We start from the raw sequence: 20,448 nt of genomic DNA, 5'->3' as shown, positions 1-20,448 counted from the left end.
CCCAACCGTGAGTGTAGCGGTACTCAAAGCCTTGTATGCCGCTGGTATCAGGGCAGTAGAATATACCAACCGCGGCGAAGCGGCGCTGGACAATTTCAAACTACTAAAAGAAACCCGCGACCAGGAACTACCCGAATTACTATTGGGTATTGGTACCATCAAAAGAAAGAAAGAAGCCAAAGCCTACATCAAAGCCGGCGCGGATTTTATTATTGCGCCTGGTATTATTGAAGAAGTGGCAGAAACCGTACACAAAGAAGAAATGCTGTGGATACCTGGCTGTATGACCACTACCGAGATTATCAAAGCTGAGGATGCTGGCGCCAAGCTGATAAAATTATTCCCGGGGAATCTCCTGGGGCCTTCTTTTGTAAGCGCCATCAAAGAACTTTTTCCCGACCTGCTGTTTATGCCAACGGGTGGTGTGGAAGTAAACAAGGACAACTTAACAGGTTGGTTTAAATCGGGTGTGGTAGCCGTAGGCATGGGCAGTAAGCTAATCACCAAAGAAATACTGGAGAAGAAAGATTACGAACAACTGATCAGCAAAACCAAAGAAGCAATAGCATTGGTAAACGAAGTACGAGGATAAAAATATCCGGGATCCTGTATTATGCTGGATTCTGGCTTCTGTATTCTAAATTCTTGTTTTCCATAACCCCAGACCAACCATAAAACCCAAACGATCATGCAGCAAGCCATAGGCAAATACAGGTGGACCATTTGTGCGCTCCTTTTCTTTGCAACCACAGTTAACTACCTCGACAGGCAGGTATTGAGCTTATTAAAAGGAGAACTGGAAAATATCTACAGTTGGTCAGAAAGCGATTATGCGAATATTACTGCCATGTTCCAGTTCACCTATGCCATTTTTATGTTATTTGCCGGCCGCATCATTGATAGGCTGGGTACTAAAAAAGGATATGCCTGGGCCATTGTGATCTGGTCAATTGGTGCCATCATACATTCACAGGCCGAGCCCATCGGACAGGCAGTAGGAGCCATCGTTGGTGCTGCTGGTGCTTTTTCTGTAATAGGTTTTATGATTTGCCGGGCCGTATTGGCCCTTGGTGAGGCGGGTAACTTCCCTGCTGCCATCAAAGCAACTGCCGAATATTTCCCCAAGAAAGAACGTTCTTTTGCAACCGGTATCTTTAACTCAGGCGCCAATGTGGGAGCCATCCTGGCACCGCTCACTGTGCCCTGGATCAGTAAGAACTGGGGGTGGGGCACTGCATTTGAGATCATTGGTGCTGTTGGATTTCTTTGGCTCATCTTCTGGTGGATCTTCTATGAAAAGCCCGAAAAGCAAAAAAGATTATCCCCTGCTGAACTTGCCTATATCCAAGCGAGTGAAGAAACACTAGTCCCCGCACAAGCTGCTGCACCAGATAATGGCAAAGTATCCTGGTTTAAATTGCTTACCTATCGCCAAACCTGGGCTTTTACCGTTGGTAAATTTTGTACTGATGGTATTTGGTGGTTCTTCCTCTTTTGGTTGCCTGCTTACCTCAAAGCCCAATATGGAATGGTAGGTGAATCCGTACAGTTTCCACTGGCCATCTGTTATACATTTGCCATGATCGGTAGTATTTCGGGCGGTTGGTTCCCCATGTATTTCATCCGAAAGGGATACCAGGCTTATGATGGACGTATGCGTGCCATGTTGCTCATTGCCATATTCCCGTTGGTGGTACTGATGGCCCAACCCTTGGGTTATATCAGTTTCTGGGTACCTGTATTCTTTATTGGAATAGGAACTGCAGCTCACCAGGCATGGAGTGCCAATATCTTCACCACCGTATCTGATATGTTCCCCAAAAAAGCCATAGGCTCTGTTGTAGGTATTGGTGGCATGGCGGGCGGTATTGGTGGCGTATTGGTTACAAAAATTGGAGGTTGGCTGTTTGATGGATATACTGCTGCCGGAGTAGCTAAATCCTGGACTGAAGCCAAAGCGGCCGGTTTAGGAACTTTCGTCGATAAAGTGCTGGCCATGGACCTGGTTACCAAACATGGCGATAAAGTTGATTTAAACCTTAAAGCCGTGAACAATATTTCAAAGGATGTTATTGAACAAATAAAGATCGTTGATCCTATTGCATTTGATAAATTACTTCAAATACAGAAACCATTGGTGCAATCTGAAATGGCTACTGCTTACACCATCATGTTTACCATTTGCGCATTGGCTTACCTCTTAGCCTGGATCATCATGAAAACATTGGTGCCTAAATACAAACCAATCACTGACCTGTAGTCCAACACTATAAACAAAAAGGGTGAGTACTCATAAAGTGCTCACCCTTTTACTTATTACTTACTCCTCATTGTTTTACCCCACGCACAACTGACTACCGAAAGCTTTCGGGACCACTCGCTTTTCCTTATTTCGACACTACCTTTAGTCCCACGATGGAGCCAATGAGCAGGAAGATGAAGAACATGCGCCAGAAATCAGCTGGCTCTTTGTACAGTGTAATGCCCATGATCACTGTACCCACCGCACCAATACCCGTCCACACTGCATAGGCAGTTCCAATTGGAATACTTTGAATGGCTTTATTGAGTAAAAGGAAACTCAGCACAATACAGACAAAAAAAGCGGCAGACCATTTCCAGTTCGTAAAGTTGTTTGATAATTTCAGACAGGTAGTAAATCCCACCTCAAACAAACCCGCGATAATTAAGATAATCCATGACATAACCTTGCATTTAGGGAGGCAAAGTTCAACTATATGGAGCAGGCATTTTTAACATAGGTTAAAAATATTACCGTATTTCGGCCCTGATGCGGCTCAAGGTGACCTGGGTTACGCCGAGGTACGACGCAATATGCCCAAGCTGAACCCTTTGTATCAGTTCCGGGTTACTTTCCAGCAGGTTCCGGTACCGCTCCGTAGCAGGGGTAAATTGCAGGCCTATAAAGCAGGATTCTGTTTTGATCAGTTCATACTCGGCCAACTTACGCCCCCAGTTGGCCAGTTCAATATGGGTGTCGAATAAATGACGTATGTCTTTATAAGATATGCTGTATAAAATGGCATCTTCCAGCAGCTCAACCGTTTCATAGCCTGGCTTATCCGCTACATAGCCATTATAGGAAAATACCACATCCCCTTCTGCTCCAAACCAAAAAGTGATCTCCTTTTCTTCGCGGTAGCAGTAAGCCCTGGCTATCCCTTGTTCAATAAAGTACATTTTATGCTCTACCCTGCCTTCGCGAAACAAGACATGGTTTTTGGGATAAGTTTCCTGTGTTAGCATAACAGTTAACTCTTCCAGTACCTGCGGGGGTAGCGGATAGATCTGCTGGATATGCTCAATTACTTTTTGCAAAAGGCTTTTCTGGTGAATTTGCTGCAAGGTAGCAAATCAACCTATTCACAAGACATGATTGCGGACTGCCGATTATCGGTTTCCGAAGTTTTACCGCAGCTTCCAGCCGTGTTCCATAACAGCATCTGCCAGGTTGTTCGCCTCTGCATCGCCAATAAAACGTTCCCGCCTGGGATTCCATTTCAAAGGACGATTAAGCCAGTAGGCAATATTGGCAATACAGCAAAGGGAGCTCGTGCGGTGACCTGTTTCTGCATCACAGATGGGAGGTTTGCCACTTTTAATGGCATCCAGCCAGTCCTGGTGATGGTTCTCACTGTTGTACAAGTGTGTTTCATTAGGCTGGATCACAGCCGTTGCGATATTTCCTGGCTTACTGTCTATGAATGAGCGGCTGATATCCAGGCTGCCCTTGCTGCCAATAAACCGCACTCCAAAGCCCCTGCCAAAATCTTCATGTTTTACGATTACTCCATTGTCATAGACCATGGTGAGCGTTTTGTAGTTCTTTCCATCAGGAGGATAGAAAGCCACCGGGCCGCTTTTGTCTTTATCCAGTGCCCACTGCACAATATCAAACATGTGGGCTCCCAATCACTCAGGATACCCCTCCAAATTCTTTATAGTTACGCCAGTTGGGAAAAATATCCTGTTCAACGGGAGGAGCTAATACAGCATTGAAAGGCCTTAGTGCTGCTGGCCCTACCCATTGTACCCAGTTTAGTTCAGCCGGTATAGGCTGTTCGGGTAGGACAGACAATACCGGGTTTACCTACGTTGACCAGTACCTCGCTGATCTCACCCAGGTAACCATTGCGCACCAGTTCACAGGCATGCCTGAAATTCTTATTAGAGCGCTGCATACTGCCCGTTTGCAGAATAACATCATTACGTTTCATAGCTTTCACCATTGCCCTGCCTTCTTCGATAGAATGCGCCAGCGGTTTTTCACAATACACATGCTTCCCGGCATTGGCAGCCATGATGGATTGCACCGCATGCCAATGATCGGGAGTAGCTATCATTACGGCGTCAATATCCTTGCGGCTCAGTAATTCCTGAAAATCTTGATAAGCTATAAAGCCCTTATACTGCGTTTGATCCTTGGCATCTGCATACAACTTTTCCGTGATCTGCTGAAACAGTGCCAGCTTCTTACCGTCTACGTCGGCACCGGCCAGTACCTGGGCCCGGGATGCAAATCCCTTTACCAGGCCACGTGATTGCTTACCCGTACCAATAAATCCCAGGGTGATCTTATCACTGGGGGCCGTATATCCCTTGCCCCCCATTACAAACCGTGGTATGATCATAATGCCCACCGAGGCGGTAAGCGTATTCCTTACAAAACTTCTTCTGCTAAGTTGATTGGGTTGTTTAGGATTGTTCATATTAAAGTCATTAGAATGATGCTATTGGATAGCTGTTAAGTTTTGCGGGAACCATATAGATCCCGACCATTTACCGTTCAGGAGCGAATAATCAGTAATCAATAATCAACTGTTTACTTCTTAATGGCATACTGTATACCACCCAGTAAATGCTGCAGGTATAAAGTATCTGTTGTAAAGGATTCTTTGGTATGCCCCAGTTCTGTGTAGAAAGCGCGGCCTCCATCAAATTCATGGTACCAACTCATAGGATGCGTAGTACCCATGCGTTCGCCTGTATAAGAAGTCTCATCGATCGTGATCAAGACATGTAAATCATCTGCCATCCACTTGTAATTGTACCATTCGTCTTTCCGCGTCCAGCGTTTGGGCAAATGTTTCGTGGCTATATGTTTACTATCTACAATATCCAATGTTGCTTCCTGGGTGGGGGATGACTTTTGAACCAGGCTCCGACCAGTTTGCCATACCAGGGCCAGTCATATTCTGTGTCCGTAGCAGCATGTACACCTACAAATCCGCCACCGGAACGAATATATTGTTCAAAGGCTGCCTGTTGTTCTTCATTCAGTACATTCCCTGTAGTGCTTAGGAATACCACTGCTTTGTATTGCTTTAAATTGTCTTTGTTAAATACGGTAGCATCTGAACTCGTATCTACCCCAAACTTGTTTTCCTGTCCCAGTTTAATGATAGCGAGTTTTCCATCAGGGATCGACTGGTGATAATACCCTGCTGTTTTGCAAAATACCAGGATCTTATTCTTTTGGGCTTTAGCAGCAAAGGACAACAATAAAATTATCATCAAAAAGGCCGGTACTTTGGTTTGATTGATCATATGGGTTGTCATTGAGTGGGAATTAAGTTATACCGTGAAGCTAATGCAAATCACTAATTACCGGTATCCTTACTCGTATTAAATTTATTAAACCCATCACGGGAACATTCCCATTCCGAGTCTTCTCCATGTCCTATGACCGTTCATCACTTACCACCCACTCCCCAAAGCCTTCGGGGCCGCTTCCAGGCGAATTTTTTTCCTGCCTGCATGCCTGTGTCAAGTCGCAGCGAATTTTTTTCATGCCTGCTATTCATTCAACTGCTTGACAAACAATCTGTTTGCTGACTGGTACTGCCTTTGAATGTTACATTGACGTAACACATGGTTACAAGTTCTAATAATCATTTTCTTCATTTTAAAACATTTTATTATGCACAACATTGATCGAACCACCAACGAGTATGAATTCAATAATGAATTCGAATATGAAGGCGAAGGCGAATTTGAGTTTGAATTTGAAGGAGAAGGCGAAGGTGAATTTGAGTTTGAAGGCGAACTGGAAGGCGAAGCGCTGGAATTGGAATTGGCAACTCAGTTATTGGAAGTTACCAATGAGTATGAACTGGAGCAGTTCCTCGGTAATGTATTTAAGAAAATAGGCCGGGGTGTTTCCAATTTTGCCAAATCATCAGTGGGCAAAGGGCTGCTGGGCGGTTTGAAATCCATTGCCAAAAAAGCGTTGCCCATCGCCGGTGGTGCACTTGGTAACCTGGTGGCGCCTGGCATAGGCGGTGTGATCGGCAGTAAGCTGGGCGGATTTGCCTCCTCTATGTTTGAACTGGAATTGGAAGGCCTCAGTAATGAAGACCGTGAATTTGAAGTGGCACGCCGCTTTGTTCGCTTTGCTTCCGATGCTACCCGTCGCGCCTCTTCAGCAGCCGCAGCCGGTGCTTCTCCCAAAGCTGCTGTAGGTAACGCCCTAAAACAGGCTGCTTATAACCATGCGCCCGGTTTGCTGCGCAAACGTCGTGGTGGTGGTAGGTATGGCAGGCCAGGTGGCAGGGCAGGAATTGGAGCAGGAACTGGAGCTGGTGCAAGCGCAAGTGCTTATGCCGGTGGAGCCGGATATGATAGCGGCAATGGAGCCGATGCAGGTACTTCGGGCACCTGGGTAAAGGATGGCAATAACATCATCGTTTACGGAGCCTGATAACCGTAATAACCATTTTTCAATACCTTAAAATTTACTTACATGAGTAGCTTATATGAATACGAGTTCAACACTGAATTTGAATTCGAAGGTGAAGGGGAACTCGTCCACGAACTGTTATCCGTTAGCAATGAATATGAATTTGAGAACTTCCTTGGCAATGTATGGAATGCTGCCAAGCGGCTGTACAACTCACCCCAAGGCCAGGCAGTTAAGAAAGACTTTGTAGCTGGTGCCAAAAGTTTCGGTAAGAAAATGTTGCCCAGTGTAGGCCGTAACCTTGGTTCCTACCTGGGAGGAAGCACAGGCGCCAACATAGGAGGGCAATTGGCCAATGCAGCCAGCAACTGGCTCTTTAATGAAGTAGGTGAAGCAGAAGCGGTCGACTACCTGCGGGTAGTGCGCAAGGCTGCCAAATACCTCAATAAAGCCCTCAGTGAAGGTGCTGGAGGCCCTCCAAGAACACTGGTTACACAGGCAATCAACCAGGCTGCACGGCCAGTATTGGCCCAACGCCGCTTACAATCTCCTTCGGGTAATATGGCCCCCTCATCAAAAAACAGGGAAGATGGTTCAGACAAGGCAATCAACTGGTACTACAGGGCGCGATCTGAAATACCGTCGGTTCCTCATCAACGAGGCGCAGGGATTGCTGACACGCTTATCGCAGATGCAGCCCTTTGAAACGTCGATGCCCATGGTCATAGCAGCAGCTCTACCTTATGTAGCGCAGAAGAACATTTATGAGCTGATGCGTACGGGTAAAGAATTGCTGGCTGCTAAAGTCAGGCAATTTGTTGACAGGATGAAGGAGCCGCACCGGATGCATACGGAAAAATGTCAGGCCGCTTACGCAGTGCTGAAACTGCAATTCAATGCACTGCTGGATCAGTTCGACATCTTTGGCGATGTGGTGAGCCAGCGGGGCGAAAATGAAACTGGTATCTGGGTGGCTGGCCTTGATGTATTCGCCAAAGATGCACTCAAGATGAACCGCTTTTTACTGGAAGCACCGCCACTGATCTGTTATCTTGATCGGGGACATGGTGCCGCTATCCGTAGAGCCCGCACCCGGTTGCCGGGCGGTGATGAAAATCCGGTAGCGGTGATCAAAATCCCCGCGAAAGAATGGTAGCCAGCGGCATCGGGTCCTCATTGGTTCATGAAGTGGGGCACCAGGGTTCGGCATTACTGGACCTGATACCGTCACTGAAACCAGTACTCAATGATCTGTCACGGCGAGATACTGCCCGCAGTGAATCCTGGAAACTGCTGAACCGGTGGATATCCGAAATACTGTCTGACTTTTGGTCGGTATCCTTTCTAGGCATTAGCGCCACCACCGGCCTAATGAGTGTAGTAAGCCTGCCAAAATACTTTGTATTCAGAGCCGTAGATAATGATCCCCATCCTTTTCCCTGGATACGCGTAAAGATCAGCCTTGCCTTTGGCAAACTTGTCTATCCGGAAGATCAGTGGTATCGCCTGGAGCGTTTGTGGGAATCCATGTATCCAAAGGCAGGATTAAAACCAGCCTCCCTGGCATTGATCAACAACCTGGAAGCCACCCTGCCAGCATTTGCAAAACTGGTGTCAGAACACAAGCCATTAAAATTGAAGGGTAAAATGATAGGCGACATATTCCCTTACCAGGAACGACAACCGGAACAACTAAGGGCTTATTACCGCCAATGGAAAAATGACAAGGATGTCATGAAAAACAACGTCCCTCGCTGGTGTTTGCAGTGATAGGGCAGGCCAGGGCCGATGATGTGATTACGCCCTTTACTGAAAACAGGGTATTGACCAATATGCTTCGTCATTGGGCACTGGTGAATATCTGATGCAAATAACATTTATGAAAATAAAAATTATTCAACATGGCTACTGTAAACTTTGTCAACCCGGTCTTTAACAGGTCGGGTAACCACTCCTTTGACTTCAGCTCGATTTCCGAGACGCCGGTCATCGATGTGGGTAAAGTGCTCAATAATCCCAAAGACAGGCTGGTAAAGGTGGGTGATATCATCTACCTCACAATTAGCTTCCGGGCAGAAAATGTAAGTAAGTCCACCAACGGGCAGCATTTTCCTCCCTTCTTTGTTTTCTATTCTCCGGCGGATGACCAGGAATTAAAAGTGAAATACATTTTCGATGCAGCCAGCCCCATCCTTATTCCTTCCGGCGATAGTGCCGATATTGTGCTGGAATGCCTGCTGGATCTATCAGATCTCGCATCGGGCGAAAAAGTGATCCAGCTCAAAGGCTTTGATAAGGAAACCGGTAAAATAAGAGAGGTGTTACTGGCAGAGTCTGATGCATTTTATGTGCAGCAATCTTTGAATGAATTCATGCAGCCCAATATTGCCAATCAGGGTATTTCGGATGAGACCGGCCTCAATCGTGACCGCATCAACAATCCGTCTTACTTCCCGGTAGGCTTGCAACCTGTAAACCCCTTATTTACAAAAGATGTAAAGCTTTGGGAAGCCATCAGGGATGCCACAGAAGCCCTTTCTTTCAGGAACTATTATGATTTCATGAATGTTATCTTCTGCGGAGAAGATATTCCCATCGATCATGAAAGCCTGTTCCAGAAAGAATTGAAGCGCCTCAAAAAGCGCCGGAAACTCCCTTTCAATGATACAGACGCGTATCGATCCATCAAAATAGCCACCGAAGCATTTGTGATGGTGAACCTGGCCAACAGTACCGGTGATCTCTCCGGTTACCTGCAAACGGTATCCGATTCTAACGGCGAAGTATTGCAGATCATTCCTTACCTCGCCATCATCCGCAACAAGCTAAGTGATATTGATTTCAAATCCACCAGCTTTGAAGATGCTCTCAGCAATTTCATCGATACCAGTAATGGCCGCGTGGCTGATACCTGCTTTGGCATTATCTCCGAACGTATTCAGCAGCCCATTTACCTGGAGCTTATCTGGAGCTATTGGCACGAAGAAAGTATGATGGTCCAAGGGGTGAACACCATTGCGCGTCGGTTCCAGAACATCAAGGGTGAAGGAGCAGTAGACCCCCTCGCCAATCTGGAAGTAGGTCCTTTACGTCCGTTAAGTAACCTGATGTGGGGATATATACAGGACGAACAGCACCGCCTCACCGTACGTCGCCGCGCTTATGAGTATGATCACCATTATGGCATTACTCTCCAGGGAAAAGCTGTCAGCAATATGCGTACGGCCGATAGCCGCAGCAAATTCATCGAAGCTTTTCACATGCTGATGAACCTTTGTATGAAATTCTACCGGCAGTATGACGACACTACGGTTGTGGCCGATGGCTTCCCCATCATGAATGCGCTGAAGGAAGTACACATGATCCTGAGTGAGGGTGCCCATAACCAGTATGGTGATCTTCCCTCCACTGCCCGTATTGAAATGTTGATGCAGCAATACCTGCTGGCCCGTCCGGAATTCCGGGAATTTTTGCCTACCCGTCAGATGGTGCCTTATCCCGAAGCATGGATGGACAGGGCTGCTGTATTGAACCAGTTACATGGCTGGACAAAAACCAGTGTGCTTCATTTCCGTGACCTCGGTGTATTTGGCGAACAGATCCTCCTGTCGATCAGGTTTGGCGCCTGGAGCACTGTATTCAACCGTGATCAGGCGGCCAACTGGGCTATCTTCTGGCGGCCGCAGATCCAGAACTATATGCATGCTTATCGTGCCGTAACAGGGGTTGATCTTACCCGTGAAGATGGTGCGGTGATCGATGCGCAACAACCTTCTACTCATTTATTACGCAGACTCAAAGAACAAAAAACAGCAAGATGAAGTTATGATGGATTTTACATCGTCGCTGTACCTTGGAATGAAACATAGCAGTAATGAATTGAAAGGATGGCAACAGTTGACCACCGGAGTACCTGCCGTGCTGGGAGAATCGGATCTTGCTGTAGGTGTAGGCAATTATGTGGCAGGTATGCAGGGGCTGGAGAAAGGATTGACGGCGCCTTCCACCCTGCACCTTTACTGGGACCTGTTCGATTTCCTGCGCCACCGGCCGGTACACCTGTTCATCGATGAAAAAGTGTACCCCGTTTCGAGGTATGGCATAGAAAAGTTGTTACTCAGCAATATCCCCGTTCACCCATTCCGGCATTTTGATGCAGCACATGTCTCGGACCTGATAAGAAGGAATAGCGCACCGTCAAAGATCCCTGTGATTGTTAGCGACGGTTGGTGTCCTGCCTGCGGTACCGCTGCTCCGCTGCAACAATATGCTGCAACCGTAAAGCCGCTGAATGGATGTGTTATTGTAGATGATACCCAGGCATTCGGGGTACTGGGCGCCGGAAAACAGGTCCGGAGGCCTCTTGGTAAAGGAGGAGGTGGATTGCTGCGCTGGCAGTCCAACAGCACCAATACCATCATCACCATCGTTTCCCTGGCCAAAGGATTTGGCGTACCGATGTCTGTTATCAGCAGCACGCAGGCTTTTATTGAATCCTTTGCCAGGCACAGTGAAACCAGGGTAAACTCAAGTCCGGTAAGCCAAGCTCATCTACAGGCTGCCATGAATGCCTTCCGGATCAACCGGCAGGAAGGTGATGAAAGAAGGGCCGTACTCTGGAGAAATATTAACCTGTTAAGGACCCTTTTGCAACAAGCCGGGATCAAAGTACAGGGGGTATATTTCCGGTACAATCCATCCGGTGCCAGTCCCGGCATCAAACCATCAGGCTGTGGGAAGAATTGAAAACGAGCCATATCAAAACGGTATTGGTCACTCCCCATGGAGAACAACAGCCAGCTCTTTCTTTGGTACTCCATAGCGATCACACATCGGGAGAAATTCAGGCCCTGGCTGATGCTATTAAAAAGAACCATTCATTAATTAAACAATTAGATCATGTCAACGCTATTACAGGAAATACTAACCGAACAGGAAATGCTCAAGCTTACACCGGACGGCGCACCGGCACATAAAGACAGCTGTTCCTGCCTGCAATGTGCACATGGAATGGCCGCTCCTGCGCATAAGAACTGGCGCCAGCGAAGAAATTCACGGTATTTCAGACCTGCACATGATTGTAGATCTGCTCAACAAAAAGAGTTTGAGGAGGAACAATTCCTTGGGTCTGTATTGGGCACCGCCGTAAAGATCGGATCGGGGCTTGCCAATGCTGCCAGCAAAAAGGCGCACCGCCGGCCAATTTATCTTCTGTAGCAGGGCAGGTACCGAAGTCTACTATTATCAGTATCGGCAATCGCCAACGTACTGATCTATTGCAGCACTGGAACGACAAACTAAAAAGGGCCAGAAGTGCGGCGGTAAAAGCCAGGTACCAAAAGTACATTGACACCATTAATAAAGGCAACGCCCATCATGGCACCAGTCTGAAAAAGACCTGCAACTGTTTTTCAAGAAGCTGGGCATGCCGGGGCAAAAACTTTTCTTGGCAGTCAGCCAGTGGGATGGATCAAAGGAGCGCAGGGGAGGCCGGTACCACCGCGCAACAGTGTTATTCCTGATATCAATCCGGCAGATGCCATGATCGAAGTAAAGAACTACAATATTCAAAACCAGGATGCCCTTATCCGTAACCTGCAGCAACAAATAGGTCGCCGTATGCAACAGGGGCCGCGGGATGCAGCCGGCAACCCACTGGATCAGAAGGTGATCCTTGACATGCGTGGCCAGCAAGCCACCTTCGATCAGCTCAACCAATTAGCCCAACGGGTAGCCTCCGGAACAGGGCTTGCCCCGGAAAACGTACAGGTAGTTACCTGGGAGATCATTGTATAATTATTCATTATTAATTACTGATTATTACCTTGATTCTTTTAGCGGACCCACAATATTTATCAGCGATCTATTGCCGATTCTCGATTCACAACAATTCCTACCAATGTTAATCATAGACGCACACTGCCATGCCGGGAAAGGCGACGGACTTACTGGTCCCTGGGATACCAGTGCACCACTGAAGAATTTTCTACGGTGGTCGGAAGAAGCAGGCATACAAAGGACCAACCTGTTTGCCGCATTTCATTCCGACTATGCCAAAGCCAATGCGGCGGTTGCTGTTATTGTCAACAAGCAGCCGCGGCGGTTTTATGGATTTGCTTTTGTACATGCTGTGAATGACCGGGGGCGTGTATTTGACCTGGTGAGCAAAGCTGTGACCCAATATGGGTTCTGCGGCATTAAAGTGCACCGGCATGATGCCCGCATTTCGAGAGAAATATGTGAAGCGGCTAAATACTATGCTGTACCGGTATTGTATGATGTAGTAGGAGAGGTATCCATGATTGAATTACTGGCTACTGAATACCCGGAAGTTAATTTTATCATACCTCATCTGTCCAGTTTTTCCGACGACTGGCGGGCACAGATTGCGCTCATACCCATGATGGAAAGGCACCCCAATATATTTACAGATACTTCCGGCATACGGCGCTTTGACCTGTTGGAAATGGCATTCAAACGGGCAGGCCCCGGTAAGATACTCTTTGGAACGGATGGCCCCTGGCTTCATCCGGCTGTTGAGCTAAAAAGGTAATGGTGCTTACCCGCAACAAAACCGACTTGCAACGTATGTTGGCCGGTAACTTCCTGCACCTTACAGAGAACGTGCGCAATGGTGAATACAAAACAGCAGGCCGCTCCAAACCCAACTTCTCTAAAACAGACGAACCACTCACTTACGAATATCGTGATCCGTGGCTGATTAATACTTAACCTTACCCAACCTCATTTCTCTTTCTGATATACTGCAAGGTCCTCACCTCCACATTCAGTTTGCGTGCTGCCAGCTTCAGGTTGCCGCCACAATCTTCGAGGGCGATCTCCATAGCCAGCATGGCAATATCATTTTTATCTTTAGCAGATCCTTACCACTGGCAATGGCCAGCCGGATAGATTGTTGCATGCTCTGGTGTTGCTGATTCCAGGCTTGTTTGAGATGTTGGCAATCTGGCAATTCATCTTCTGGTATATCACCAATACTAATAAAGCCTTCCCCTGTATACCGCATCGCAATCCTGGCCATTAGCTGCTTTAACTCCCTTATATTCCCCGGATAATCACGACTCACCAAGTAATTCATGACCGTATTGTCTATGTCGGGTGCAGCCACCAGTTTAAGTTCCTGCCGCAGGAAGTACCGCGCCAGTTCGGGAATGTCTTCCCGCCGCTCACGCAAGGGAGGAAGCGTTAGTACGGCAGAAGCTACCCTGAAGTAAAGGTCCTCCCGGAAATTGCCTTTTGTAATCTCTTCCTTTAGATTCCTGTTGGTAGCGCAAACCAGCCGAAAGTGTGTTTTGTTCCAGGTATTGCTACCCACCCGTTTATAAGTCCCCTCCTGTATTACACGCAGCAAACCGGCTTGTAATGTCAATGGCAGTTCACCCAATTCATCCAGGAATAGAGAACCTTTATCAGCCAGGGCAAAAGCACCTTCGCGGGTATATATCGCATTGGTGAATGCTCCTTCTCATGCCCATAGAACTCACTGCCTGATAATTCTGGTACGATGGTGGTACAATCCAGCAGTACCAGTCCTCCCTTCTCTTTGCGCTGGTCCAGCGCGTGTATCAATCCTGCTGTCATTTCTTTTCCCGTGCCTGATTCTCCCATGAGTAGAATATGATGGTTGGTGAACCAGGCAGCCTCAATCACTTTGCCTAGGAAGTTCTTCCAGGTTTTACTTTCCCCGATCATGGTGCGCTGTACAATATCCGATTGGATCTGGTCATTGATCAGCTTCCATCTTTTGATGCGGGAGAGCAGGAGCCCGGTTACAGCTTCATCTTTCTTCCAGGTCATCACATCACTGGCACCGGCTTGTACCAACTGCCATTTCAATATATCTGCAATAGTATGGTTAATTGAAAGCACCATTACTTTGCAATCAGTACTGCATAACTGCTGTAGTTGAACTGTTACTGCTTCAAAAGCTGCCTTTTCCTGCCAGCACAAAATGACCACCTTATTGTCGGCGCCAATCTGCTTGCAACAAACAATGCCCTTCATCTGTAAGGCGGCTGTGATAGCCTCCGATTCCGGATGATCAGCTTTCCCTGTATGTAGCACACATACCGATAGGTTTTCCATAACGAAGCCGTTGATACGCCGTTAATAAATTCATTACACCAGGTAGGAGATAGAATCATTGATCGGCTTTGTAAGTATGACAACGGCGGGATGTAGATGAAGACACCAGTAACAGGACAAGCCAATAGCGTCTCCTGTTGCCGGTTCATCAACAATGAACCCGGTTGCAAACTTTCAAAACTCCTTTCAGGTAAACGGCGGCAGGGAAAGAGTAGGTAATGTTCTGCCCGGTGCCTTAGCAGATAGAATGTAAACCCGGGAAGATCAAAACCAAACGGTGATAGTAGGCGGCAGGAAGAATTCGGAATACAATTACAATGCTCTCGTTCGGACTTTGTTTTCTGTACGCATAATAGTTGGTTTTTTTAAGGTGGCTGCTTATAAAGATAATGGCTAAAACAGCCCAAAGCAATACCACATTGTGGTAGTTTTAATCCCTTATTAATTCGGAACGGCGTAATTACTGCGTAGAATAAGCGATGTAGTAAGGAAATGAGACAATTTATGGAAACCAGCATACTAAATTGTGTTAGACCGTTGCAATCTTAATCCAATCCTCATCATTTATTTCCCGTATTACAAGTTGCAATAGCCCGAGATTGACAATCCTGGTTGCAGAGGTAGGTGAAAGGTATTCATCCATGTTCCAGGTGCAGCCTTTGCTGGTTCATCAAAACTTAAGATCATTTGATCACCCACATTGCCTAAATAAACGAGGGCATTGGTCGTATAAGTTATCGCTACCACATGCTCCCGTTTATCAATAAAATGAGAGTCTACTATCTCAAATTGATGCGTTGAAAAGGGAATGGCTATTAGTTGCTGAACATCCCACAAGTCGGGTATCAGGCCATTTAACTCCTGTATATACAGACCAATAGCAAAGCCTACTTTATAATGCAGCGAATTGGCCTTGGGGTCATGCGCTGTGATTGCCTGGAAACTGGTAAGCTGGTTGTCTTTATTGTAGCGTTGTGCCTGTAGCTGCAGCTCGCTGTAACTATCTTCAAACACCTTTTGGGCAAAATCTCCCGTAGTATGGTGATTAATGAGTTGTCGGTAACTGAGCTTTATGAGTGCAGGCCACATAATTATGCTTTTACGTAAATGGTATGCGTACAATCATAACCTCCTGTAGAACTGTTGGCGGCAACCGTTGCCAGTTCATTGTCCAGGGAGTCCATGATAATATTGTCGGAGGCGTTGGTGATGGTGTTTTGTCCATGTGCTGTATACAGCGATGTTTTGTATACAGCGGTATTAATAGCATCCGGAAAGGCGATCTGGGTGGTGAGCTTTAGAGAACTACCTACATATACCTGTGCGTGAATATGTGTTACACGGCCAGTATACCAACCAGGGTAAATGGTTTTAAACTTTACCTGACCATTGCTGTCCGTATATTGCAATCCCCGGCAAAATACCAGCGCCGAATTGTTTTGTGTACCCAGGTAACCCGAATTGGAATAACCGGAATAGTACCCATCCTTATCACAATGCCATACGTCCACCCGGGCATTGGCTAATAAATTACAATTGTCGTTTACATTACGGATGGTAATGGTCATATCCAATGGTAGCCCCGTTTTACCGTCTGTAATATCCACCCGTTGGATAGAGGATCCGCGGCTGTTGTAAAGCGGATAAGGGCCATCAGTTTCCGTATCTGTTACCGAACAACTACCAGTTCCGGAACCCGTACCCGTTCCATCATCGCTATCGCTGTTGTTCTCTTTTTTGCAGGCTTGTATGATGAGCGGAATAGAACTACTTCCTACGAACAGGTGCCTGAGGAATTTTTTTTCTTGATTGCTCCATAGCCATAAATTTTTAATGTGCTAAAATGGTTACCGAAACAAATCTGATAAATAAAAGGTGGTTCTAAAATTCCGCTGGATGATTACCCTTTTGTATCGGTGAATCCACCCCAGTATCGTTGAATTGAGCTGCCATAGACATTTTGTTGGGAATCCTTTAACAAATGAGGGCCATTGTAAGGAAGTACGACCACGAGTATAGTGCAGGTAATTCACCCCGAAACATCAGGTTTTTTTCCATTCGTTGATAAAAGAAAGATAACTGTCGCTGATGGGCAGTTCTGTAGAGGAGGCCAGTGTTACCTTCCGGTTTAATATGGACCGTACTTTATCAACTGCTACGATATAACTCCGGTGTATGCGCTTGAATTTGTGGGAGGGCAACTTTTCCAGCACACCTTTAAGCGTCATTAAAGTAAGTATCGGCTTATCATTGGTGCGGTGTATCTTGATATAATCTTCCAGGCTTTCGATATACTCGATATCCTGCAGGTTAATTTTATCATGCGGTATTCAGCATAGATAAACAAGCTTTCCTCTGCTTCATACCGCGGCTTGGTTTTATATGCGTGGTACTCAATGGCTTTATGCACCGCCCTGGAAAAACGTTCAAAGCTGATGGGTTTGAGCAGGTAATCAATGGCATCCAGTTCAAAGCCCTCATGTGCAAACTTTTTGTAAGCTGTTGTAAAGATCACCAGTGGTTTCTCCTGTAATGAGCGAACCAGGTCAAGGCCTGTAATATCGGGCATGTTGATATCAATAAATAACAGGTCCACAGGTTGCTGACGCAGGTATTCAGCGCCACTGATGGCATCGTCAAATGTTTGTACCAACTGAAGATCGGGAAATCGCAACAGGTATTCCCTGATTAGTGCCAGCGCAGGCGGTTCATCATCTATGGCAATACATTTTAAAGACATTTGGTTATCATTTCAATAGTAAGATTGTAGTCTCAATACTACCGTATAAGTATTGTTTTCTGTGGCAATGTTTAATTTATATTGATCTCCATACAAATGTTCCAGTCTTTGCCGCGTGTTGTCAATACCAATACCTGGTCTTTCGGCCGGCTTGCGCGGCAATAAAGTATTGCTGCACCTGAACTCAATCCGGCCGTTGCTGGCTTGTAAGTCAATAAAGATGGAAGAGGCCTGGTGATTGCTGATGCCATGTTTAAAAGCATTTTCCACAAAGGTCATCAATACCAGCGGCGGGATGGACAGGGGGCTGGGTTGCCCTTCAGGGTGAACGCGACGGTGGTCTTTTGCCAAGCCTTAATTGTTGCAGGTCAATATAATCCTGTACACAATCGATCTCCTGTTGAAGGGGCACGAAATCTTGCTTCACTTCATCCGTTAAATACCGCAGAATATTGGAGAGCTTCATGATGCTGGCTGCTGTATGTTTGCTGTGTGTAATGGCCAGGGAGTAAATATTGTTCAGCGTATTAAATAAGAAATGCGGATTGATCTGTGCTTTAAGGAATGCCAGCTCGGCCTGTGCTTTTTCTGCTTCAGCTTGTAAAGCTCTTTTTCTGTCATGCGCCAGCGCCAGGTAGTTTGTAAGGCAATGCTCAAAGACATGGTTAGTAAGAACAGGAAAATACTGACAAAGTCAAAATGCTGTCGCCCAGGCGGCCTGCCTGGTTGCCGGTCTTGTGGCTGGGCACCCGGAGGTGGCGGCCTGTGAAAGCCGTCTTCATGTGGTGGGGACCCGGGTCTTCCATCATCATTCCCCTGGCTGGTTTAACCAATTGCGTAAACAGCCGGTCAAAAGGGCGCATGACGTATATGCCAGTCAATAGCAACAGTATAATGCTAAAATATAAAACGAGTTTCTTTTTCAGGTAAAGCTCCGGGAACAGCAGGTAGGTATGCAGGTAAAAACAACGATAAAGGTGCCAAATAATAGCCAGTACCAGTAGGTAGCAATGGTTGCCAATGCCTGTTCCTTACCCGATTGCCCGGCAATGAAAAGTAAGGGCAGGCTTAGGAATATAAGCCAGCCTGTAACATGTGTCACAATGGCCGATGTTTTAACGCGGTACATACACAAAGAAAGGATTTTAAAAATACGTATAATTCAGTGTACCGCTGTATGGGGTATATGTATAGGTAAAACTGCCGTAGACCTTTCCACTGGTATTGGCTGGAAAATGCCTTACATTCGTTGCTCAACCCCGTAGAAACCATGGTTTATAAAATACTCACCGTTGCCGGCCTTGCTACTTTTGAGATATATGCAGCTATACCGGCTGGTTTTGCCTTCCAGTTGTCTCCCTGGGTGATATTTTTGGCCAGTTTGGTAGGCGGCCTGGTAGGTGTATATGTGGCTGCTTTCCTGGGCGATAGAATCAGGGCTTTCTTTTCCCGCAATAAGCCGCCGAAGGAGGAAAAACCTAAAACAGGGATTATTTACCGTATATGGGATAAATATGGCGTTATTGGATTGGGTTTTCTCGGCACCATGACTGTAGGTGCTCCTGTGAGCATAGCTGTTGGAGTTGGTTTTCAGGTGCCTTTGAAAAGATTGCTCACCTGGTGTTGTATTGGCGTTTTTACCCGCTGTGCTATTTTCACTACTATTGGTCACTTTGGCCTAAAACTTTTCTAACCTCCTGGTCGTAAACATAAAAGGTGACACTTTTTCTCCCAAGTTGTAAGGGAAAAGGTGTCACCTTTTATATCATTTAATAATTGCCTCTATTGCTGTCTCATCACTTTAATGACCCGCTTTTCTGTGATCGTTGCCAGGGATAGTACATACGTACCCGCTCCTGCTTTTTGTACACCAGGTACATCGATGATGGAATTACCATTGGGCAGTATCACCGTTCTTTGCCCAATTAGCCGGCCACTCATATCGGCTAAGGTGATCACACATTCCTGTAACTGGGGTGAGTGAATATCAACCTGTAGTTGTTGGCGGAAGGGGTTTTGCAATACCTTAACCTGGAATTCCTGGTTATTCCGTTTCAACCGAACAATATTACTATATGTAAATTGGGTATTGTTATCAACTATCCTAAGGCGGTAATAATATACCGGCTGACTGTGGTTGCTCACATCATCCGTATAGGCGTAGTGATTGTTGGCTGTGGGGGTGCTGGTTGCTGCTACCTGGGTCAGGGTAGTGAAGTTGATGCCATCTATGCTACGTTGCACCTCGAAGAAGGCTGTTGCTTGTTCCATGGTGGTAGTCCATTGCAATAGATTGCCACCAACTTTCGGGCTGGCGCTGAATTGCAATAGCCGTAATGGAAGGGCTGCAGAACCGGTATGTACAAAGAATCCGCTAAAGCCGTTTACGGCAAAACTTACTTCCCACCTGGAGGCAATAGCATTCCAAACAATACTGGCATCTGCCGGATCAATTACTTGTGTAGTACCTGAATACGTACCGGGCAAGCCAGTGCCACTGGTACCATGGTATTGTGTAATGCGCAGGTTGGCAATACCAGCACCATCTCCGGGGCCTGTTGGCAGGTCGGGGAAAACGCCATTGGCTGCATTGAAAGCAGTAAACTCTGCCTGGGTATAATAGAGCGTTACCGTGGCGGTGGCAGTAGCCGGGCTCACAGCCGGTACAATATCATAATGCCGTTCCAGGTAAGGCTGACTATTAAAACTAGGAACACCCGATTCATATTTAGTACATACATTGATGGATCCGGATACCGGTGATCCACCTGAGGGCACTATCCGGGCAATCATATTACAGTTGGCATCGGCATAATCCGTACCACCTCCGGCCACTACCCCAGCCACACAAACGGCGGCCCCGCCAGCTGTTCCCGCTGGTTGACCCAAGGCCGTTGGGTTG

The 20,448-nt window shown here is 46.6% G+C and carries 30 protein-coding genes and 1 pseudogene; 13 read left to right on the top strand and 18 right to left on the bottom strand.

Annotated features, from left to right (window positions below):
• Positions 1–7: 7 nt before the first annotated feature.
• Together RS881_RS47705 and RS881_RS47700 are read left to right on the top strand one after the other, a co-directional pair.
• Positions 8–592, top strand: coding sequence for a bifunctional 4-hydroxy-2-oxoglutarate aldolase/2-dehydro-3-deoxy-phosphogluconate aldolase (locus tag RS881_RS47705; RefSeq protein ID WP_315817262.1), 585 nt, complete (start codon positions 8–10; stop codon positions 590–592).
• 96 nt (positions 593–688) lie between these two features.
• Entirely contained in the window at positions 689–2,260 is a 1,572-nt protein-coding gene (locus RS881_RS47700) for an MFS transporter (protein ID WP_315817261.1), read from the top strand.
• 127 nt (positions 2,261–2,387) lie between these two features.
• On the opposite strand, the gene RS881_RS47695 is transcribed toward RS881_RS47700, so the two are convergent.
• The 6 genes from RS881_RS47695 to RS881_RS62040 all read right to left on the bottom strand — a co-directional run bounded on the left by RS881_RS47695 (position 2,388) and on the right by RS881_RS62040 (position 5,535).
• A complete protein-coding gene (locus tag RS881_RS47695) occupies positions 2,388–2,705 on the bottom strand; it encodes a DMT family transporter (RefSeq protein WP_315817260.1) in 318 nt (105 codons plus the stop codon).
• Positions 2,706–2,772: 67 nt separating this feature from the next.
• Positions 2,773–3,339: a Crp/Fnr family transcriptional regulator gene (locus tag RS881_RS47690; RefSeq protein WP_315817259.1), complete on the bottom strand. Its 567-nt coding sequence runs from the start codon at positions 3,337–3,339 to the stop codon at positions 2,773–2,775.
• 90 nt (positions 3,340–3,429) lie between these two features.
• A complete protein-coding gene (locus RS881_RS47685; RefSeq protein WP_425476326.1) occupies positions 3,430–3,909 on the bottom strand; it encodes a hypothetical protein in 480 nt (159 codons plus the stop codon).
• A gap of 155 nt (positions 3,910–4,064) precedes the next feature.
• Entirely contained in the window at positions 4,065–4,730 is a 666-nt protein-coding gene (locus tag RS881_RS47680; RefSeq protein ID WP_315817257.1) for a Gfo/Idh/MocA family protein, read from the bottom strand.
• A gap of 113 nt (positions 4,731–4,843) precedes the next feature.
• Positions 4,844–5,143 (bottom strand): ThuA domain-containing protein, encoded by a 300-nt coding sequence (locus RS881_RS62045; RefSeq protein WP_425476325.1) that lies wholly within the window; start codon positions 5,141–5,143, stop codon positions 4,844–4,846.
• Positions 5,131–5,535: a ThuA domain-containing protein gene (locus RS881_RS62040; protein ID WP_425476407.1), complete on the bottom strand. Its 405-nt coding sequence runs from the start codon at positions 5,533–5,535 to the stop codon at positions 5,131–5,133. Before RS881_RS62040 ends, RS881_RS62045 begins: the two co-directional genes overlap by 13 nt.
• Before the next feature lie 406 nt (positions 5,536–5,941).
• On the opposite strand from RS881_RS62040, the gene RS881_RS47670 reads away from it, so the two are divergent.
• The 10 genes from RS881_RS47670 to RS881_RS47625 all read left to right on the top strand — a co-directional run bounded on the left by RS881_RS47670 (position 5,942) and on the right by RS881_RS47625 (position 13,432).
• Complete coding sequence (locus RS881_RS47670; RefSeq protein ID WP_315817256.1) at positions 5,942–6,721, top strand: hypothetical protein; 780 nt, start codon at positions 5,942–5,944, stop codon at positions 6,719–6,721.
• Between the two features lie 42 nt (positions 6,722–6,763).
• Positions 6,764–7,405: a hypothetical protein gene (locus RS881_RS47665; protein ID WP_315817255.1), complete on the top strand. Its 642-nt coding sequence runs from the start codon at positions 6,764–6,766 to the stop codon at positions 7,403–7,405.
• Positions 7,290–7,856: a hypothetical protein gene (locus RS881_RS47660; protein WP_315817254.1), complete on the top strand. Its 567-nt coding sequence runs from the start codon at positions 7,290–7,292 to the stop codon at positions 7,854–7,856. Before RS881_RS47665 ends, RS881_RS47660 begins: the two co-directional genes overlap by 116 nt.
• The gene (locus RS881_RS47655; protein WP_315817253.1) at positions 7,850–8,470 is read left to right on the top strand and encodes a hypothetical protein; all 621 of its coding nucleotides are present in this window, start codon (positions 7,850–7,852) and stop codon (positions 8,468–8,470) included. The genes RS881_RS47660 and RS881_RS47655 overlap by 7 nt, the downstream gene beginning before the upstream one ends.
• Before the next feature lie 131 nt (positions 8,471–8,601).
• Positions 8,602–10,521, top strand: a complete 1,920-nt coding sequence (locus tag RS881_RS47650; RefSeq protein ID WP_315817252.1) for a hypothetical protein — start codon at positions 8,602–8,604, stop codon at positions 10,519–10,521.
• A gap of 4 nt (positions 10,522–10,525) precedes the next feature.
• Positions 10,526–11,446, top strand: coding sequence for an aminotransferase class I/II-fold pyridoxal phosphate-dependent enzyme (locus RS881_RS47645; protein ID WP_315817251.1), 921 nt, complete (start codon positions 10,526–10,528; stop codon positions 11,444–11,446).
• A 153-nt stretch (positions 11,447–11,599) separates the two neighbouring features.
• On the top strand, positions 11,600–11,917 hold the full coding sequence (locus RS881_RS47640) for a hypothetical protein (protein WP_315817250.1): 318 nt from the start codon (positions 11,600–11,602) through the stop codon (positions 11,915–11,917).
• Between the two features lie 243 nt (positions 11,918–12,160).
• The gene (locus RS881_RS47635; protein WP_315817249.1) at positions 12,161–12,496 is read left to right on the top strand and encodes a hypothetical protein; all 336 of its coding nucleotides are present in this window, start codon (positions 12,161–12,163) and stop codon (positions 12,494–12,496) included.
• 103 nt (positions 12,497–12,599) lie between these two features.
• Positions 12,600–13,253 (top strand): amidohydrolase family protein, encoded by a 654-nt coding sequence (locus RS881_RS47630; RefSeq protein WP_315817248.1) that lies wholly within the window; start codon positions 12,600–12,602, stop codon positions 13,251–13,253.
• Complete coding sequence (locus RS881_RS47625) at positions 13,253–13,432, top strand: hypothetical protein (RefSeq protein ID WP_315817247.1); 180 nt, start codon at positions 13,253–13,255, stop codon at positions 13,430–13,432. The genes RS881_RS47630 and RS881_RS47625 overlap by 1 nt, the downstream gene beginning before the upstream one ends.
• A gap of 2 nt (positions 13,433–13,434) precedes the next feature.
• Here RS881_RS47625 and RS881_RS60930 read toward each other — a convergent pair whose 3' ends face one another.
• The 11 genes and pseudogenes from RS881_RS60930 to RS881_RS47580 all read right to left on the bottom strand — a co-directional run bounded on the left by RS881_RS60930 (position 13,435) and on the right by RS881_RS47580 (position 18,675).
• Positions 13,435–13,545, bottom strand: coding sequence for a helix-turn-helix domain-containing protein (locus RS881_RS60930; RefSeq protein ID WP_350340331.1), 111 nt, complete (start codon positions 13,543–13,545; stop codon positions 13,435–13,437).
• Positions 13,509–13,895 (bottom strand): AAA-type ATPase lid domain-containing protein, encoded by a 387-nt coding sequence (locus RS881_RS62440; protein WP_484557646.1) that lies wholly within the window; start codon positions 13,893–13,895, stop codon positions 13,509–13,511. Before RS881_RS62440 ends, RS881_RS60930 begins: the two co-directional genes overlap by 37 nt.
• A gap of 57 nt (positions 13,896–13,952) precedes the next feature.
• Positions 13,953–14,413: pseudogene (locus RS881_RS62435) on the bottom strand (sigma-54-dependent transcriptional regulator); the annotation flags it as partial.
• A gap of 969 nt (positions 14,414–15,382) precedes the next feature.
• On the bottom strand, positions 15,383–15,895 hold the full coding sequence (locus tag RS881_RS47615) for a hypothetical protein (protein ID WP_315817246.1): 513 nt from the start codon (positions 15,893–15,895) through the stop codon (positions 15,383–15,385).
• Between the two features lie 2 nt (positions 15,896–15,897).
• Positions 15,898–16,413, bottom strand: a complete 516-nt coding sequence (locus tag RS881_RS47610; protein ID WP_315817245.1) for a dioxygenase family protein — start codon at positions 16,411–16,413, stop codon at positions 15,898–15,900.
• A 435-nt stretch (positions 16,414–16,848) separates the two neighbouring features.
• Positions 16,849–17,070: a LytR/AlgR family response regulator transcription factor gene (locus tag RS881_RS47605; protein WP_315824839.1), complete on the bottom strand. Its 222-nt coding sequence runs from the start codon at positions 17,068–17,070 to the stop codon at positions 16,849–16,851.
• Entirely contained in the window at positions 17,034–17,546 is a 513-nt protein-coding gene (locus tag RS881_RS47600) for a LytR/AlgR family response regulator transcription factor (RefSeq protein ID WP_315817244.1), read from the bottom strand. Before RS881_RS47600 ends, RS881_RS47605 begins: the two co-directional genes overlap by 37 nt.
• Positions 17,547–17,558: 12 nt before the next feature.
• Complete coding sequence (locus RS881_RS47595) at positions 17,559–17,897, bottom strand: LytS family sensor histidine kinase (RefSeq protein WP_315817243.1); 339 nt, start codon at positions 17,895–17,897, stop codon at positions 17,559–17,561.
• Positions 17,866–18,069: a histidine kinase gene (locus tag RS881_RS47590; RefSeq protein WP_315824838.1), complete on the bottom strand. Its 204-nt coding sequence runs from the start codon at positions 18,067–18,069 to the stop codon at positions 17,866–17,868. Before RS881_RS47590 ends, RS881_RS47595 begins: the two co-directional genes overlap by 32 nt.
• Before the next feature lie 142 nt (positions 18,070–18,211).
• Positions 18,212–18,427 carry a hypothetical protein gene (locus RS881_RS47585; RefSeq protein ID WP_315817242.1) on the bottom strand — a complete coding sequence of 72 codons (216 nt, stop codon included), beginning with the start codon at positions 18,425–18,427 and terminating at the stop codon, positions 18,212–18,214.
• Between the two features lie 41 nt (positions 18,428–18,468).
• Positions 18,469–18,675, bottom strand: coding sequence for a hypothetical protein (locus RS881_RS47580; RefSeq protein WP_315817241.1), 207 nt, complete (start codon positions 18,673–18,675; stop codon positions 18,469–18,471).
• A 120-nt stretch (positions 18,676–18,795) separates the two neighbouring features.
• Here RS881_RS47580 and RS881_RS47575 point away from each other — a divergent pair, with 120 nt between their 5' ends.
• Positions 18,796–19,239, top strand: a complete 444-nt coding sequence (locus tag RS881_RS47575; RefSeq protein ID WP_315817240.1) for a small multi-drug export protein — start codon at positions 18,796–18,798, stop codon at positions 19,237–19,239.
• An 89-nt stretch (positions 19,240–19,328) separates the two neighbouring features.
• Here RS881_RS47575 and RS881_RS47570 read toward each other — a convergent pair whose 3' ends face one another.
• Entirely contained in the window at positions 19,329–20,435 is a 1,107-nt protein-coding gene (locus RS881_RS47570; protein WP_315817239.1) for a T9SS type A sorting domain-containing protein, read from the bottom strand.
• Positions 20,436–20,448 lie beyond the last annotated feature (13 nt).

This window comes from Paraflavitalea speifideaquila, assembly GCF_032395985.1.
Classification (GTDB): Bacteria; Bacteroidota; Bacteroidia; order Chitinophagales; family Chitinophagaceae; genus Paraflavitalea; species Paraflavitalea speifideaquila.
The sequence above is the reverse complement of the archived record's forward strand: the minus strand, read 5'-3'. Positions and strand labels throughout refer to the sequence as shown.

Excerpts from the sequence above, each read along its gene's own strand:
- RS881_RS62040 (WP_425476407.1), bottom strand. The coding sequence starts at position 5,535 with ATGATAATTTTATTGTTGTCCTTTGCTGCTAAAGCCCAAAAGAATAAG.
- RS881_RS47630 (WP_315817248.1), top strand. The coding sequence starts at position 12,600 with ATGTTAATCATAGACGCACACTGCCATGCCGGGAAAGGCGACGGACTT.
- RS881_RS47645 (WP_315817251.1), top strand. The coding sequence starts at position 10,526 with ATGATGGATTTTACATCGTCGCTGTACCTTGGAATGAAACATAGCAGT.
- RS881_RS47655 (WP_315817253.1), top strand. The coding sequence starts at position 7,850 with ATGGTAGCCAGCGGCATCGGGTCCTCATTGGTTCATGAAGTGGGGCAC.
- RS881_RS47665 (WP_315817255.1), top strand. The coding sequence starts at position 6,764 with ATGAGTAGCTTATATGAATACGAGTTCAACACTGAATTTGAATTCGAA.
- RS881_RS47640 (WP_315817250.1), top strand. The coding sequence starts at position 11,600 with ATGTCAACGCTATTACAGGAAATACTAACCGAACAGGAAATGCTCAAG.
- RS881_RS60930 (WP_350340331.1), bottom strand. The coding sequence starts at position 13,545 with ATGGAGATCGCCCTCGAAGATTGTGGCGGCAACCTGAAGCTGGCAGCA.
- RS881_RS47670 (WP_315817256.1), top strand. The coding sequence starts at position 5,942 with ATGCACAACATTGATCGAACCACCAACGAGTATGAATTCAATAATGAA.
- RS881_RS47650 (WP_315817252.1), top strand. The coding sequence starts at position 8,602 with ATGGCTACTGTAAACTTTGTCAACCCGGTCTTTAACAGGTCGGGTAAC.
- RS881_RS47700 (WP_315817261.1), top strand. The coding sequence starts at position 689 with ATGCAGCAAGCCATAGGCAAATACAGGTGGACCATTTGTGCGCTCCTT.
- RS881_RS47680 (WP_315817257.1), bottom strand. The coding sequence starts at position 4,730 with ATGAACAATCCTAAACAACCCAATCAACTTAGCAGAAGAAGTTTTGTA.
- RS881_RS47695 (WP_315817260.1), bottom strand. The coding sequence starts at position 2,705 with ATGTCATGGATTATCTTAATTATCGCGGGTTTGTTTGAGGTGGGATTT.
- RS881_RS47660 (WP_315817254.1), top strand. The coding sequence starts at position 7,290 with ATGGTTCAGACAAGGCAATCAACTGGTACTACAGGGCGCGATCTGAAA.
- RS881_RS47625 (WP_315817247.1), top strand. The coding sequence starts at position 13,253 with ATGGTGCTTACCCGCAACAAAACCGACTTGCAACGTATGTTGGCCGGT.
- RS881_RS47615 (WP_315817246.1), bottom strand. The coding sequence starts at position 15,895 with ATGTGGCCTGCACTCATAAAGCTCAGTTACCGACAACTCATTAATCAC.
- RS881_RS47580 (WP_315817241.1), bottom strand. The coding sequence starts at position 18,675 with ATGTACCGCGTTAAAACATCGGCCATTGTGACACATGTTACAGGCTGG.
- RS881_RS47600 (WP_315817244.1), bottom strand. The coding sequence starts at position 17,546 with ATGTCTTTAAAATGTATTGCCATAGATGATGAACCGCCTGCGCTGGCA.